We start from the raw sequence: 15109 nt of genomic DNA, 5'->3' as shown, positions 1-15109 counted from the left end.
CGAGGATCTCCGGTGACAGGAACGCTTTGTGCCCCGCCTACCGCTCGGGCAGTGGATTTACACCGAGGTGAACGGGCCGCTATCAACATCCGACACTCCAACAACGCATCAGTATGCGTCTATTATTAAGGCTCGCTTCGGGCATCGTTGCCCGCCCCTTCCGTACCACCAGCGGAGGTGAGCCGTGTCCCGCAACGTCCGTCCTCGTCCGTCCACTCTGCTCCTGCTGCTCGGCCTGATGCTGGGCCTGACCGCCCCCGTGGCGCTGCCCAGCCCCGCATCGGCTCGATCGGCCGCATTGGACGAGGATCCGCTCTGCTACACCTCCGGCTGGAGCGTCCCACCGGGCATCAACAACCCGCTGCCCGTGACCTGGTCGCACATCGGCACCCGATCCAACGGCGGCTTCGCCTACCGCTACTGGATGAAGACGGAGAACGGCTACTACGTGTCGAGCCTCGTGGCGAAGTGCTCCGGCCGCTCGCTGGTCTCCACCACCGCGATCACGCCGACCAGCGGCTCGGGCACCCCAGCCTGCACCAGTAGCGCCGACCGCTATCCGACGGGGTCCGACGCCGAGCGGTACGTCGGGCAGGCCGCGGCCTGGGAGCGGGGATACGTCTACCGGCCCACGTTCCGCTACTGGCACCGGGAGTGGCTGTTGGTGGCGACCCCGGGGTGGTCGTACCGCTCCAGCTTCGTCGTGCGCTGCTGAGGGTAAGAGGAGGGCCCCTTGAGTCCGTGAGCCTCCGCCAGAGACGCCCTCAAACGCCTCAGCGACTTATTCGGCCACCTCCGGAACTGCCGAATCACAGCAGAGAGGCCACTTCCCGAACCCGGGAAGTGGCCTCTGATCTGCAAGAACTGAGAGTGGGCGATGCTGGTATCGAACCAGCGACCCCTTCGGTGTGAAACAGGGCGCCGCACCGGCTCTGACCTGCGGCAACGTGAAGCCGCAGGCAGGGGTGGGTGCAGTTGAGCGCCGATCGTTGCCGTTGGACGCCGTTCGAGGCCGTTCAGGGCACCCCACTGCTGACGGCAGTCGCGCTTTGTCAGCGGCATGAGATTGTGCGCGGCCCCTGCCGGATGACTCGCCCAAGATCGCGAAAGCTGGACGTTCGCACCAGTTGTCGTGCGTAGGCGCAGCCCGACGAACGAACCCCAGCGGCGGAGCGGTCACACGCCATGGCGTCCTCCTCACAAGGCGCAGATGCGATAAAACGCAACTAACCACCACGTACTTACCCAGGCTCGGTCGGCAAGTACCACCCCGTCGCATCGACAGTTAACAATGTTTACGTAATACTCGTGTAACCCCCCTGAAAGCAGATCGACCACTCCGCACGAGAGGACGTTCTCCGTGACAATGCATGCAGCTTCCCCGGACCGAGCGCTGTCCCGCAGCTCCCGGCGCCTCCTGGCCCTCGTCATCACGGCTGTCACCGCACTCGTCGGCAACGTGGTCGTCCAGCAGCAGCCCGCACACGCCGCAACCTGGAACCTCGTATGGGCCGACGAGTTCAACGGGTCCGGCGCGCCCAGCAGCGCCAACTGGAACTACAACGTCGGCAACGGCCTCAACCCCGGCCTCAATACTTTCGACGGCTGGGGCAACGGCGAGTGGGAGTGGTACCGCCCCGAAAACTGCACGCAGTCGGGCGGCAACCTCGTGATGCGCGCCAACTGGCTCACGACGCCCATCACGGTGAACGGCCGCAACTTCTACCAGACGTCGTGCCGCATGACGACGGACACGAAGAGGTCCTTCCAGTACGGACGCATCGAGGCGCGCATGGCGCTTCCGACCGCCACCGGTTCGTGGCCGGCCTTCTGGATGCTCGGTGACGCGTGCGACGAGACGTCCACGAGCGCCTACAACCCGGCGCAGACCTACTACGACCGTCTGCCCACCAACTGGGCCAGCTGCGGCGAGGTCGACATCATGGAACACGCGAACGCGAACGCGACCGTGACGAACAACATCTTCTGGGATCTCCGCACCGGCGTCTTCCCATGGACAGCGGGTCAGAACGCCAACTACGTCGCGAACCCCGCCATCAACAACGCCGCGGCCTTCCACGTCTACGCGATCGAGTGGACGGCCGCGCAGATCCGCTGGTACATCGATGGTGTGCAGACGCACGTGATCGACACGACGCCGGCAACCTTGGAGGAGTTCCGCAAGCCGTTCCACATCATCTTCAACCTGGCGCTGGGTGGCACGTACCCCGGACAGAACCCCGTGCAGAGCCAGTTCCCGCTCACCGCATCGATCGACTACGTGCGCTACTACCAGGACGGCGGGGGTACGACGCCGCCTCCCACCGGGGGGTCCGCCACGCAGATCAACGGGCCCGGCGGCAAGTGCGTCGACGTGTCGGGCGACAACACGGGTGGCAACGGCGCGGCTGTGCAGTTGTGGGACTGCCAGGGCACGGCGGCGATCGACCAGCAGTGGACGTGGAACGGGCAAACGCTCCGCACCCTCGGCCGCTGCCTCGACGTCCAGAACGGCAGCACAGCCAGCGGCGCCAAGCTTCAACTTTGGGACTGCAACGGCAGCGGGGCGCAGAACTGGGTGCAGGAAGGCAATCGGATGCGCAATCCCCAGAGCAACAGGTGCATCGACTCGCCATCAGGCGCCACAACGAACGGAACCCGAGCGCAGATCTGGGACTGCAACGGATCGGCCGCACAGTACTTCGTGAAGGCCGCCTGACGGCCGGCCGAGGGACACGCTGACGGTCAGGTCGCGGGAGCGGACAGGCTCCCGCGACCCCAGCAACGGACTGCTCAGCCTCGTAGGAGGAACCGTGCCGACCCGTCCCAGACCGCCGGGTTGATGGCGTTCGATGCCAACGAAGACGGCCTCGCCCAACGCTGCCTCGCCCTCGGCCGCCTACCCGCCGTCCGCTCCGTGCGCAGCGTCGCACTGCTACATCGACTTCACGACGAACTCGCCCCGGCCGCACCGCGCTCACCAGAGGTCCGCGACATCGTCCGCGAACTTCGTGAGTTGCCGCGGACATCACTCGTACGATGATCACTTCGAAAGGCCAAGCGATTCCCTGGGCATGACGGCGGCCCACGGCCCAGCTTACGATCGCGGCTGCGTTGCGGCGGCCGCTGGGACCGCCGTTGTCCAATCGTCGATGTCGGCTTACCGCCCAGCATCGAGGGGTCGTACCGCGAGCGCCCAGTCAGGCCAGCAGACCGACGCTGGCGAACACGGCCGACACGATCTACGCCCGCCGCCCGGACCGCCAACTTCCGTCTAATGGCCGTACCTGATGGCTCACCTTCGTTCTCAGACACGATGGACGGTTCACGCTGTGGCGCTCACACTCTGGACCCGATCGGGGCATCGGACTGCCCTCTGTGCCACCCGCAGGACTACCTGAACCAGAGCCGCTGCTCCCCATCTGCTCCCAATGTAAGCAGCACATACGGCGAAGCCCGTTACCGACTCATTCGGTAACGGGCTCTGACCTGCAAAAACTGAGAGTGGGCGATGCTGGTATCGAACCAGCGACCTCTTCGGTGTGAACGAAGCGCTCTCCCACTGAGCTAATCGCCCTCAGCGCCGTTGACTCTACCCGATCGTGGAACCAGACCAAAAATCCGGGGTCAGCGCGCCGCGAGGTACTGCCTCGCCTCGGCCACCACGTCGATGCCGAGGCTGAGCTTGAGGGAGAGCCAGACCACCGCGCCGACGAAGACCAGGCCGACGGCGCCGAGGACGAAGCGCAGCGGCAGTGACTGCCTTCTCACCCATCGTGTCCAGCCGTGGACGTGTCGCCGGGTGAAGCCGAGCAGTCGGCGGGCCCAGTGGAATTCGACGGCCCAGATGCCGAGGCCGGCGATGACCAGCAGCCAGCCGGGCCCGGGTAGCGGGATGAGGGCGATGCCGATGGTGACGACCAGCGCGCCGGCGATCGCGATGAAGATCTTGAGGGCGATCCGGCCGGTGGGGTTGGCCCGGATCAGGTCGAGGGTGGTCGAGATCCGCTGTCGCCAGTGCGGGCGGCGCGGCGGCTCTCCGACGACGAGGACGCCACCGGGACGGCCCGCGTCGGGCGTCGACCGTCCGGGTCGCTCGGGCTGCTCCATCGGCACGTCGTACCCCCGCTTTTCGGTTGCTCGGACCGCGCCGTTCGGCGGGCCCGGCGCGGTCAGCGGATCCACTGAGGATCGGTTCGTGACCATTTCACCCCCCAGTGTCGCTCGGGCCCGTCACTGCAACGGCCGACTGGACGTTACCGGAGTAAGTCGACGACTGAGCCACCCGACGCCGGGCGGCATCACGCACTGGGCAGAACCGGAAATCCTACATGAATGTTCACATTCACGAGGCGCTTCCGTCCCCCTTCCCACCACTGGGTGAAGTCAGCGTATGGCGGAGCGTAGCCAGGAGTAGCACCTGAGTATGGGAAAAGCGGGACACGCGCGTTCCGCAGCGGTGCCGGGGGGAGAACGTTCATGAGTGTCATCCGACCGACGACCGTAGAGGTCGAGACGTCGCTAAGGCTCGTCGCGCCTGACGCCACCGCCTTGCCGGTGCGTGCCAGTCTGCGTTACGACCCTGCTGACCCGTATGCGGTCCATGTCCTGTTCCACGCCGAATCGGCCGGCGGCGAGGCGGTGAGCTGGTCGTTCGCCCGCGAGCTGCTGGTCACCGGCCTGGACGAACCGGCCGGCATCGGGGACGTGCGGGTCTGGCCCTGGGCCACACCGCGCGGCGACTTCGTCGCGCTGGCCCTCTCGTCACCGGACGGCAACGCCCTCTTCGAGGTGCCGCGCAGCGTCCTGGTGCGATTCCTTCGACGGACGTACGTCGTCGTCCCGCGCGGCCGCGAGGCCGAGCACCTGGACGTCGACACTGCGGTGAACCGGCTGCTCGCCGGCCGCTGAAAAAAGCAACAGCGGGGCCGCGCGGATCTGCCGAGTCCGCGCGGCCCCGGCACATCCAGGGGGTACGACCACAGCCCGACCCGGGCCGGGCGGTGCTCAGCCGTGCGTGGTGATGCCGCCGTCGACGGGGATGACCGCGCCGGTCAGGTACGCGCCGGCCCGCGACGACAGGTAGATGGCGGTGCCGGCCATGTCCTCGGGGCGGCCGATGCGACCCAGCGGCACCTGCTGCTCGATGGCGGAGCGGCTGGCCGGGTCGTCGAGCGCGAACGCCATCATCTTGCTCTCGAACGGGCCGGGCGCGATCGCGTTGACGGTGATCTGCTCGTCGGCGAGCTGGTGGGCGAGGCTGCGGGTGAGCATGTGCACGGCGGCCTTGGTGGCCGAGTACGCGTACACCTCCATGAACGGCACCCGGATGCCGTCGATGGACCCGATGTTGATGACGCGGGCCGGGTCGTCGGCGCTGGCGGCGGCGCGCAGCGCCGGCAGCAGCGCGGTGGTGAGCCGGAAGACGGCCTTGACGTTGACCGCCCAGAGCTTGTCGAACGCGGCCTCCGGGTAGCTCTCCAGAGGCGCGCCCCAGGTGGCGCCCGCGTTGTTGACGAGCACGTCGAGGCGGTCGACGCGCTCGCGCACGGCGGCGGCGAGGGCCTGCGCGCCGTCGTCCGCGCTCAGGTCGGCGGGGATGGCCTCGCACCGGCCCTCGGCGGACAGTTCGGCAGCGACCTGCTCGCAGACGTCCGCCTTCCGGGACGAGATGATCACGCGGGCGCCGGCGCGCACGAAGCCCTGGGCGATCATCAGCCCGATTCCCCGGGACCCGCCGGTGACCAGGACCGTCTTGCCTTCGACCGAGAACAGCTCCGTCATGTGAATCCCATCGCGAGTCGGCGTGGTCCGCCGGGCCGGCGAGCGGCCGACGGGGCGCCGGGCGGACCGGGACCGGACGGCGCTACCGCCGGGTAACGTAGCCCGGCCGTGGGGACCCCGACAAGCCTCGACGTCGTGGCGTACGACGGTCGGGATGCGGTGACCTGCGGTTCGGGCTACCGTCGCAGGCGATGGTCTCCACCGATCCCTCCCCCGCGCCATCGATCGGAACGGCATCACCCGTACCCGACGAGATCTCCACGTTCGCGCTTGCCGACCTGGCCGGTGACCCCGGCTGGCGTCGGCCGGTGTTCGTCGAACGGGAGCTGCTGATCCTCACCACCCGCGGCCACGGCGACGCCGAGCTGGATTTCCACCTCCTGCCGTGCCGACCCGGCACGCTGCTGCGGGTCCGCGCCGGTCAGGTGCTGCGCTGCGCCGGCCCCCAGTTCGACGCCACGGTGGTCGGCTGGACCACCGACGCGCTGCACGGTCTGGCCGTCGACGAGGACGCGGCCCCGACCTGGCGGCAGTTGGCCGGCGAGGACGAGGACGCCGTGATCAACGAGGTGAGCCAGTTGGCGGTGGACTGCCAACGGCACGGCGACGGCCCGGCCGGCCGCATGCTGCTGCGTCACCAACTCGCCGTGCTGTTGCTGCGGTTGGCGCTGCCCGACGCGAACCCGGCCGCGCAGCGCAACGAGGCCGAGACGTTCCAGCGGTTCACCCGGGAGGTGGAGCACGGCTACCAGGTGTCCCGGCGAGTCGAGGACTACGCCGCCGCGCTCGGCTGCTCGGTGCGTACGCTGACCCGGGCCTGCCTGGCCGTCACCGGCCGCAGCGCCAAGCAGGTCATCGACGAGCGGGTGGCGTTGCAGGCCGCCCGGCTGCTCGCGGCGAGCGACGAGCCGATCGCGCAGATCGGCCGGCGGCTCGGCTTCTCCGAGCCGACCAACTTCGGCCGGTTCTTCACCCGCGAGATCGGGGTCAGCCCCGGCGCGTTCCGGGCCGCCCGCGACCAGCCGGCCGGTGGCCGGATCGTCCGCCCCCGACCGTCGGTCGAGCCGACGGCCGCCAACGGCGGACGGTTCCGCTCCGGCTCACCCGTCGAACCCCGCAACTCGGGCCGGCCCGGTGGTCCGGGCATCCCGAGTGGGCGGGCATGATGACGGGGTGCAGATCTCCGCGCGCGGCGACTACGCGGTACGGGCGGCGCTGAGCCTCGCGACCGCGTACCCCTCGCTGCTGTCCACCCAGGCCATCGCGGCGGAGCAGGACATGCCCCGCAAGTTCCTGGAGGCGGTCCTCGCGGATCTGCGCCGCGCCGGCATCGTCCGCGCCCAGCGTGGCGCCGAGGGCGGTTACACCCTGGCCCGTCCGCCTCGCGAGGTGACCGTCGGCGCGGTGCTGCGCGCGGTCGAGGGCCCGCTCGCGGGCGTACGGGGCCTGCGCCCCGAGGAGACCCGCTACGAGGGCTCGGCGGAGAACCTGCCCGGCCTGTGGGTGGCGGTACGGGCCGCTGTGCGGCGGGTGGTCGACGAGGTGAGCCTCGCCGAGATAATCAGTGGTCGGCTGCCCGCGCACGTCCGCAAGCTCACCGCGCTGCCCGACGCGTGGGAGCCGCGCTGACGCCTCACAGGGTGCGCACCACGTCCTCCGTGGTGAGCCGGGGCAGCCGGTCCTGCCAGGCGTCCGGGCCGGGGTGGCCGACGTTCACCAGCAGCAGTGCCTCGTGCCGGCCGTCGGGAAAGAACTCGCGGGTCACCCCGGCGGCGTCGAACCCGGCCATCGGGCCGGCGGCCAGCCCCGCCGCGCGTATCCCCACCAGCAGGTAGCCGATCTGGAGGGTGGCGCTGAACCGGGCCTGCTCCGCGCGGGCCGTCCGATCGCCGAGCCACTCCCGGGCCTGCGGTCGGTGCGGGTACAGCTCGGGCAACCGCTCGTGGAAGTCCACGTCGGCGGCGAGCACCGCCGCCAGCGGCGCGCCGGCCGTCTTCGCGCGATTGCTCGACGACACGTACGGCAGCAGCCGGGCCCGAGCCTCCGGCGAGCGCAGCAGCAGCACCCGCAGCGGCTGACCGTTGTACGCGGTCGGCCCATACCGGATCAGGTCGTGGATCGCGGCCACCTGGACGTCGGTGACCGGCTCGTCGGTGAACGTGTTGGCGGTGCGGGCCGCCCGGAACAGCAGGTCCTGGGCGGCACGGTCCAACGCGAGCAGGTCGGCCGCGACGGGCGCGCTCACGGCCAGGCCGGGGTGGTGTAGCCACCCCGGTGATGGACCAGCGGTGAACCGTCGCCGCCGTCGCTCAGGGCGAGCGGTTCGGCGATCACCAGGGTGTGGTCGCCGGCCGGGACGCGGTGCACCACCCGGCAGAGCAGTCGGGCCAGCACTCCGGTCAGCAGTGGCACCCCGAACGGACCGGCCGTCCAGTCCGGGTAGGCGGCGAACCGGTCGATGCCGCTGGTGGCGAAGACCGCGGCCGCCTCCCGCTGCCCGGCGGCCAGCAGGTGGACCGCGACGTGCTCGGCACGGGCCAGCACCGGCCAGCTCGACGACGCCGTGCCGAGGCAGAACGAGACGAGCGGCGGATCGAGTGAGACGGACGTGAACGAGGTGGCGGTGAATCCGGCCCGGATCGGTTGCCCGATCCGGCCCAGCCGGCCCGGGTTGGTGGACCGGGCCACCGCGGTGACCACGGTGACGCTGGTTGCCTGCCGGCGCAGCAGCGCACGGAACAGGTCCCGGTCCACCGGTCGCAGCTCGGTCGCGTCCGTCGTCGGACGCTCCACGGTGGTCACACCGACACCAGGGCCGGCGCGGCGTGAGCGATGAGGAAATTCTCGTCCCGCGGCAACATGAACCCATGCTGCCGACGGCGCGAGCGGCCGGTCAACGGTCTTCCAGAAGGTGAGACTTCTATCGCTGACGATGTTACGGAGCACCTGTAGCAGCGTTTACCGCAGCGCAACACCTATCTGGTGGATAGGAATTTCCGTGTCGTGGCGGCACACCGTCCACCGGGGACGGCGAGGGGGTTTCGGAATTCGTCAGTCCGGGAATGTTCGATGCCAAGACGGCAGGGAACGGTTGATGAGGGGAGTGCTCCGATGGGCCTCATGTTTCGCAAGCGCAAGAAGATCGGTCCGCTGATCCTGAACTTCACCGAGAACGGGTTCTCCTCGTGGAGCATCAAGATCGGCCGCTGGTCCTGGAACTCGAAGGCCAAGGCACACCGCGTCGACCTGCCGGGACCGCTGTCCTGGAAGCAGGACAAGGCCCGGTCGTAACGACCGGGAGTCGAGCGGGGCGCCGGTGATTCACCGGCGCCCCGCTCGGCGTCCGCGCCCCTGTGCCCCGCGCCCCGCGCCCCCATCGCGCGTCGATCTTGCACTTTCGGTTGACGTTTTGCACGGGAACACCCCTTGCGTCGCCACAGAAAGTGCAAGATCGCGGAGAAGGGGGCTGTGCTCAGGGCGTGGGGGTTATGAGCTCGTCGCCGGCTAGGCGGCCGGACTCGCGTTCCCTTGTTGCCTTGTTCTCGTTCAGCAGGGTTGCTAGGGCCTGGTTGGCGTCAGCGGCGCGGTAGACGGTCGCGGTGAGGGTGTGTCGGCGCAGCTCGGTGACCGGGCGCGGCCCACCCCGGCGCAGCTCGGCCAGCAGCTCGCGGGCCAGCGGTTCCAGGTCCGGCTCTCCGGCCACCTTCACGGGTGCGCCCGCCGGTTCGGCGGGGTCGCGGTAGCGCACACCGAAGTCCGCGCCGACCGTCCAGAGCGCGTCCCGCACCGCCTCCAGGCTCCGGTCCGACCGGCTCCCGAACGCGATCACGCCGGCCGGCGCGTCGGCTGGAGCGTTCACTCCCCCGTCCGCCTCCAGCACCGGCGCCACCTCGGCGACCAGCGGGAAACCGGCGAGGGCGAGAGCCGGGCGGGCGCTGGTGGCGGCGTGCAGCAGCACTTCGCCGTTGCGGCCGTTGGCGCAGGCGCGCAGCACCTCGGCGTGCGCCGGCCCGGACAGGTCGAGGAAGCAGAACAGCGGCGCCCCGGCCGCGGAGGCCGCCTTCAGCGCCACCGGCAGTCGGGCGGGACCACCGGGCAGCACGTGCACCGTCACCTCGGGAGGCAACTCCGCCTCGACCGGCCCGAGCCGGGCCGGCAGGTCGGTGACCTCGTCCGCCAGGACCAGGACCGTCACCTGCCGGCCGCGTATCTGCGCGGCGTGACCGGCGACCGCCCGCAGCGCCGCATCCGCGCCGCCGCCGTCGGCGCCGGCCCAGGCCAGCGCGACGGTCACGCGGCGGGAGCGGTGCAGGGCGGCGGGCAGCCAGGTCGCCACGTGGCGGACCAGCAGTTCGCGGAGGACGTCGGCGGTCCGGTTCGTTGGCACCGGTCCGTTCTACCCCATGGCCGCTCAGGCCGGTACGGAGATCCCCACGCCGCCGCGCGTCTGGCCGCCGTACCGCTGCCGCTCGGCGTCCAGGTCGAGCCGGCCGATGCGCTTGCGGGCGGCCACCGTGGCGTCGTCGAGCAGGTCGGCCGGGACCAACCACACCACCTCGAACTCCAGGCCGTCCGGGTCCTGCCCGTAGAGGCTCTTGGTCGTGCCGTGGTCGGACGTGCCCACCAGCGCCCCGGCGGCGGCGAGCCGTTCGGCGGTGACGGCCAGCTCGTCGAGGGTGTCGACCTCCCACGCCAGGTGGTAGAGCCCGACGGTGGCCCGGCCGGCGGTCGAGCGCCCGGCGGCCGCTCCGATCTCGAACAGGCCGAGGTCGTGGTCGTTGGTGGAGTCGGGGGCCTGGAGGAAGGTCGCGCCCCGGAAACCGTCCGGGGTCATCGGGACCGGGGTGAAGCCCAGCACGTCCCGGTAGAAGGCGACGCTGCGGGCGAGATCACTGACGTAGAGAACCGCGTGGTTGAGCCGGTGAATACCCATGACCCCACACTAGCGCCAATTTGTTGAGCGTTCAACTATCGAGAGTATGATGGTCGTCATGACCCGCTGGCTTGACCCCGACGAGCAGCGCACCTGGCGGGCGTTCCTCGCCTCCTCCCGAGCGCTGATGGACACGCTCGACCGTGAGCTGCAACGCGATGCCGGCATGCCGCACGCGTACTACGAGATCCTGGTGCGACTCTCCGAGGCGCCCGGTCGGCAACTGCGGATGAGCGAGCTGGCCGAGGCCGCCGGGTCGTCGCGCAGCCGGCTCTCGCACGCGGTGGCCCGCCTGGAGGAGGCCGGCTGGGTGCGCCGCGAGGACTGCCCCACCGACCGGCGCGGGCAGATCGCCGTGCTCACCGACGACGGTTTCGCCACCCTCGCCGCCGCCGCGCCCGGCCACGTCGAGGGGGTACGCCGGCACCTGTTCGACGCCTTGAGCCCCGCCCAGGTCGACCAGTTACGCCGGATCAGCGAGACGTTGGCCGAGCACCTGAGCAGATCCTGACCGATCGACACCGGCGCGGGTCTTGTACTTACCGTCGTCGGATGAGCACGATGGGGCGTGTCCTCCGGCTTCGACGAGTTGACTGACCAGGCGCACCACCTCGTGTCCGCTGGCGACATCGCCGGTGCGCAACGGCTGCTGTCCGACGCGCTCACCGACGCCGACCCCCGCCCGGCCAACGCCACACCGGAGTTGGCGGAGGCGGCCAGCCTCCAGGCGCGGGTGCTCGTCGCCCTCGGCGAGCCGCACTCCGCCCGTGGCTGGGCCGCCTTCGCGTACGCGGCCACGACCCGGCTGCACGGCCGCTCCGACCCCCGCACGGTGGCCGCCGCCGCGACCCTGGCCGCCGTGCTGCACCGGGTGGGCAGTCACTCCCGGGCCGCGCGGCTGTACCAGGACGTGATCATCGAGCTGACCGCGCAGGACGGTCCCGAGTCGCTGCGGGTGCTGGCCGCACACGCCGACCTCGCCACCGTCGAGTACGCCCGGGGCCAGTGCACGGTGGCCCGCGACCGTCTCCAGGACGCCTGGGAGCTGCACCGCGAGGTGTACGGCGACGGCCACCCCAGCGGCATCAAGATGTTGGCCCGGCTCGGCTCGATGCAGCGCGACTGCGGGCAGTTCGCCGAGGCGCACGACAACCTCGCGCTGGCCCGCGAGCTGTGCCGGCAGCATCTGAGCGCCGACGATCCGCTGGCCCTCCAGGTGGCGGCCCTGGCTCGGGCAGCGGCCAACCCCGATCACGTCTGCGCCGACGACCCGTCCGCCGTCCGGGACGCGCCGGTGGTGCCGGCCGCACGCACCCCGCCGCCGTCCGACCCGCCGCTCCAGGCCGCCTACCACCCGCCGGCCCCCGCGGACCCGGAGACGGGTCCCGCCGGCCGTACCGACGAAGGCCCGGCCGGCGCTGGAACCGCCAGCGGCGGCCCCGTGCCGAATCCCCGGGTGCCGGCCGACGAGCCGGACGGCTCCCCCGACTTCCGCTGGCCACCGGCCGACGAAGCGGAGGGGTCGTCGGACGTCCGCTGGCCGCCGGCCGACGAACCGGACTTCCGCTGGCCGCCGGACCCGGCGGACGACCCCGTCCCGCACCCCACCACCGCGCCGGTGCCCCCGTCGGTGGCCGGGTTCACGGGCGGCACCGAAGAGTCGTCCGGTGTGTACCGGCTGTACCGCCCCGGCGCGTCGTCCGAACCGGATCGACCGTCCGCGCCGCTGACGCCGTACACGCCGTCGCGGCTGCTGCCGGTGCCCGTGCACCGGGCGCCGACGCCGGCCCGCAACAGGCTGGTGCCGGTGCTGGTGGCCGGCGTGGTCGTGGTGCTGCTGGGCACGGCGGCGGTGATCGCCGGAGTGGCGCGCGTCGGCGACGGGGACGACCCCAAGTCGGCGCCGCCCCCGACCGTCGGTCCGAGCGACACGGCCTCCTCCCCCGCCGCCGGCGCCGCCCCACCGGTTGCCGCGCCGGGCACCCCTCCCGGCGCGGTGTCGCTGCGCGACAACCGGGACAACATCGCCCTGGGCTGGACGTACCCGGCCGGCGGCGAGGGCCCGGTCGTCGTCTCCGCCGGCCGCGCCGGGCAGGAGAAGACCGCCATCGCCACGCTGCCCGCCGGCACCGACAGCTACATCGTGTACGCGCTGAACCGCGCCAACGACTACTGCTTCACCGTCGCCGTCGTGTGGTCCACCGACACCGTCGCGAGCGCCAACCAGGTCTGCACCCGCCGCCGCTGACGTCCGCCGCGTTCACGGTCGGGCAACCGCCGGTGGCGGCTCGGACCCGGTCGGCGTCGCCGGGAGCAGCAGGCGTACCCGCAGGCCGTGCCCGCCGTCGCCGTCGGCGAGGGTGATGGCACCGCCGGCGCGGCGGACCAGCTCCCACACGATGGCGAGGCCGAGGCCCGCGCCGCCGTGGTCGCGGCCCCGACCGTCGTCCAACCTCGTGAACCGGTCGAAGACGCGGCCCCGGTCGGCCGCCGGAATCCCCGGGCCGTCGTCGGTCACCGTCACCAGGTGGTACGCGCTCTCGTGCGGCTCGGCCGCGAGGACGACGCTGCCCCGCGCGTGCCGGACCGCGTTGTCGACGAGGTTGGCCAGCACCCGCCGCAGCTCGGCCTCGTTCCCGGCCGTCCACAGCGGCCCCGGCGACGACGCCACGCGTACCGGCGGCGACGGATACCGGGCGGCGACCTCGGTCACCAGCGCCGCCAGGTCGACCGGGCCGGTGCCCCGCGCCGCCGGCATCTCGTCCAGGCGGGCCAGCAGCAGCAGGTCGTCGACCAGCCGGCTCAACCGCTCGGTGTCGGCGAGCAGGTTGGCCGTCACCGCCGTCCAGTCCGTCCGGTCGGCAAGCCGCTGGGCCACCTCCAACTCGGTACGGATGTTGGCCAACGGGCTCCGCAGCTCGTGCGCGGCATCGGAGACGAAGGCCCGCTGCCGGGCCCGGGCCGACTCCAGCCGGTCCAGCATGCCGTTGAGGGTCACCGCCAGCCGGTGGATCTCGTCGGCGGAGGCGGGCACCGGAAGTCGGCCGGCGCCGGCCCGACCGGTGATCTCCTCGGCGCCCCGGCGCAGCGCCTCCACGGGACGCAACGTCGCGCCCACCACCCGCCACGCCACCCCGGCCAGGACCACCACCAGCAGCGGGAACGCCACCAGCAGGATGGTCCGCACCACGTGCGTGCTCTGCCGTACGTCGGCCATCGAGCGCGCGACCAGCACGGTGAGCGGCTCGGCCGCCGTGCCGGCGGGTACGGCGACCACCCGGACCGGCCCGCGGAGCCCGACCCGCTCGGCGGGAACGTCCAGGCGTTGACGCTGGCCGGCGTGCAGCCACTCGGGGCGGGCCATCGGGACGAGCCGGTCCGCGTCGATCGAGGCGGCCCGGACCCGCCCCTGCGCATCGATCACCTGGACCCGAACCTGCCCGCCGGCCACCGGCAGCGGGTCGGGCAGCGCGTCCTCGGCGGCGAGCAGGGCGACCGCGTCGGCGGTCCGGAACGCCTCGGTGTCCACGTTGCGCTGGAGCACGAAGCGGAGCGCGCCGAGCAGCACCACCCCGCCGAGGGCGAGACCGACGGTGAGCCCGAACACGCCGAGCGCCAGGAGGCGGCCCCGCAGGCCCAGGCCGTGCAGGCCCCGGCGGGGCGACCAGCCCCGCGGCGGGTCGGTGGATGTCACGTCGCCAGCCGGTAACCGGCGCCCCGGATGGTCTCCAGTCGATCCCGGCCGAGCTTGCGCCGCAGGTAGCCGACGTACACCTCGACCACGTTGGGCGCCGTCTCCAGGCTGGCGTCCCACACGTGGTCCAGCAGCTCGATCTTGGAGATCACCTGGCCGGGTCGGCGCATCAGATAGTCCAGCAGGGCGTACTCGCGCCCGGTCAACGTCACCTCGGCGTCGGCCCGGGTCACCCGCCGACGGGCCGGATCGAGCCGCAGGTCGCCGACCGCGAGCACGGTGGGACGTTCCGGCGTCCCCCGGCGCAGCAGCGCCCGCAGGCGGGCCAGCAGCACCACGTACGAGAAGGGCTTGGTCAGGTAGTCGTCCGCGCCGCAGTCCAGGCCGTCGGCCTGGTCGTACTCGCCGTCCTTGGCCGACAGCATCAGCACCGGCAGCCAGTGCTGCTCGGCCCGCAGCCGACGCACCACCTCGTAGCCGGAGAGCCCGGGCAGCATGACGTCGAGGATCATCGCGTCGTACCCGCCGTGGCGTGCCGCGTCCAGGCCGGCGGGGCCGGTCGCCGCCACGTCGACCACGAAACCCTCCGCCTGCAGGCCACGTTGCAGGGCAGCCGCCAGCCGGGACTCGTCCTCCACCACCAACAACCGCACCACTCAAGGGTGCCACCCGGGTCACAGCCCGCGGTTCGGCGTCCT

At 71.5% G+C, this 15109-nt stretch carries 16 protein-coding genes and 1 tRNA gene; 8 read left to right on the top strand and 9 right to left on the bottom strand.

Translation table 11 applies throughout. The annotated features are described in order from the left end of the window. Positions 1–184: 184 nt before the first annotated feature. Positions 185–715 carry a hypothetical protein gene (locus tag ACQPZK_RS08785; RefSeq protein WP_433537794.1) on the top strand — a complete coding sequence of 177 codons (531 nt, stop codon included), beginning with the start codon at positions 185–187 and terminating at the stop codon, positions 713–715. 744 nt (positions 716–1459) lie between these two features. Further along, a complete protein-coding gene (locus tag ACQPZK_RS08780; protein WP_433537793.1) occupies positions 1460–2719 on the top strand; it encodes a ricin-type beta-trefoil lectin domain protein in 1260 nt (419 codons plus the stop codon). A gap of 786 nt (positions 2720–3505) precedes the next feature. Here ACQPZK_RS08780 and ACQPZK_RS08775 read toward each other — a convergent pair. After that, positions 3506–3577: transfer RNA gene (locus ACQPZK_RS08775), tRNA-Val, on the bottom strand. 50 nt (positions 3578–3627) lie between these two features. Further along, complete coding sequence (locus ACQPZK_RS08770; protein WP_433537792.1) at positions 3628–4185, bottom strand: TIGR02611 family protein; 558 nt, start codon at positions 4183–4185, stop codon at positions 3628–3630. Positions 4186–4479: 294 nt separating this feature from the next. On the opposite strand from ACQPZK_RS08770, the gene ACQPZK_RS08765 reads away from it, so the two are divergent. After that, complete coding sequence (locus ACQPZK_RS08765) at positions 4480–4911, top strand: SsgA family sporulation/cell division regulator (protein WP_007457244.1); 432 nt, start codon at positions 4480–4482, stop codon at positions 4909–4911. Between the two features lie 96 nt (positions 4912–5007). Here ACQPZK_RS08765 and ACQPZK_RS08760 read toward each other — a convergent pair whose 3' ends face one another. Continuing rightward, the gene (locus tag ACQPZK_RS08760) at positions 5008–5784 is read right to left on the bottom strand and encodes a glucose 1-dehydrogenase (protein WP_433537791.1); all 777 of its coding nucleotides are present in this window, start codon (positions 5782–5784) and stop codon (positions 5008–5010) included. A 191-nt stretch (positions 5785–5975) separates the two neighbouring features. Here ACQPZK_RS08760 and ACQPZK_RS08755 point away from each other — a divergent pair, with 191 nt between their 5' ends. Both ACQPZK_RS08755 and ACQPZK_RS08750 read left to right on the top strand, forming a co-directional pair. Continuing rightward, positions 5976–6950 (top strand): helix-turn-helix transcriptional regulator, encoded by a 975-nt coding sequence (locus tag ACQPZK_RS08755; RefSeq protein WP_433537790.1) that lies wholly within the window; start codon positions 5976–5978, stop codon positions 6948–6950. 7 nt (positions 6951–6957) lie between these two features. Beyond that, a complete protein-coding gene (locus tag ACQPZK_RS08750; RefSeq protein WP_425731967.1) occupies positions 6958–7413 on the top strand; it encodes an RrF2 family transcriptional regulator in 456 nt (151 codons plus the stop codon). Positions 7414–7417: 4 nt separating this feature from the next. On the opposite strand, the gene ACQPZK_RS08745 is transcribed toward ACQPZK_RS08750, so the two are convergent. Together ACQPZK_RS08745 and ACQPZK_RS08740 are read right to left on the bottom strand one after the other, a co-directional pair. Next, positions 7418–8029, bottom strand: a complete 612-nt coding sequence (locus ACQPZK_RS08745) for a malonic semialdehyde reductase (protein ID WP_433537789.1) — start codon at positions 8027–8029, stop codon at positions 7418–7420. Then, positions 8026–8586, bottom strand: a complete 561-nt coding sequence (locus ACQPZK_RS08740) for a flavin reductase family protein (RefSeq protein ID WP_433537788.1) — start codon at positions 8584–8586, stop codon at positions 8026–8028. Before ACQPZK_RS08740 ends, ACQPZK_RS08745 begins: the two co-directional genes overlap by 4 nt. 309 nt (positions 8587–8895) lie before the next feature. Here ACQPZK_RS08740 and ACQPZK_RS08735 point away from each other — a divergent pair, with 309 nt between their 5' ends. After that, positions 8896–9075, top strand: a complete 180-nt coding sequence (locus tag ACQPZK_RS08735) for a DUF4236 domain-containing protein (protein ID WP_433537787.1) — start codon at positions 8896–8898, stop codon at positions 9073–9075. Positions 9076–9256: 181 nt separating this feature from the next. Here ACQPZK_RS08735 and ACQPZK_RS08730 read toward each other — a convergent pair whose 3' ends face one another. Continuing rightward, entirely contained in the window at positions 9257–10171 is a 915-nt protein-coding gene (locus ACQPZK_RS08730; RefSeq protein WP_433537786.1) for a hypothetical protein, read from the bottom strand. Positions 10172–10195: 24 nt separating this feature from the next. Then, positions 10196–10717, bottom strand: a complete 522-nt coding sequence (locus ACQPZK_RS08725; RefSeq protein ID WP_433537785.1) for a VOC family protein — start codon at positions 10715–10717, stop codon at positions 10196–10198. Positions 10718–10766: 49 nt separating this feature from the next. On the opposite strand from ACQPZK_RS08725, the gene ACQPZK_RS08720 reads away from it, so the two are divergent. Both ACQPZK_RS08720 and ACQPZK_RS08715 read left to right on the top strand, forming a co-directional pair. Further along, positions 10767–11228, top strand: coding sequence for a MarR family winged helix-turn-helix transcriptional regulator (locus ACQPZK_RS08720; RefSeq protein ID WP_433539153.1), 462 nt, complete (start codon positions 10767–10769; stop codon positions 11226–11228). Between the two features lie 57 nt (positions 11229–11285). Next, positions 11286–12965: a tetratricopeptide repeat protein gene (locus tag ACQPZK_RS08715; RefSeq protein WP_433537784.1), complete on the top strand. Its 1680-nt coding sequence runs from the start codon at positions 11286–11288 to the stop codon at positions 12963–12965. Between the two features lie 12 nt (positions 12966–12977). On the opposite strand, the gene ACQPZK_RS08710 is transcribed toward ACQPZK_RS08715, so the two are convergent. Beyond that, complete coding sequence (locus tag ACQPZK_RS08710) at positions 12978–14336, bottom strand: sensor histidine kinase (protein WP_433539152.1); 1359 nt, start codon at positions 14334–14336, stop codon at positions 12978–12980. 71 nt (positions 14337–14407) lie between these two features. Continuing rightward, the gene (locus tag ACQPZK_RS08705; protein ID WP_433537783.1) at positions 14408–15064 is read right to left on the bottom strand and encodes a response regulator transcription factor; all 657 of its coding nucleotides are present in this window, start codon (positions 15062–15064) and stop codon (positions 14408–14410) included. Between the last annotated feature and the right edge of the window lie 45 nt (positions 15065–15109).

Source organism: Micromonospora sp. CA-249363 (genome assembly GCF_050950185.1).
Lineage (GTDB): Bacteria > Actinomycetota > Actinomycetes > Mycobacteriales > Micromonosporaceae > Micromonospora.
The sequence above is the reverse complement of the archived record's forward strand: the minus strand, read 5'-3'. Positions and strand labels throughout refer to the sequence as shown.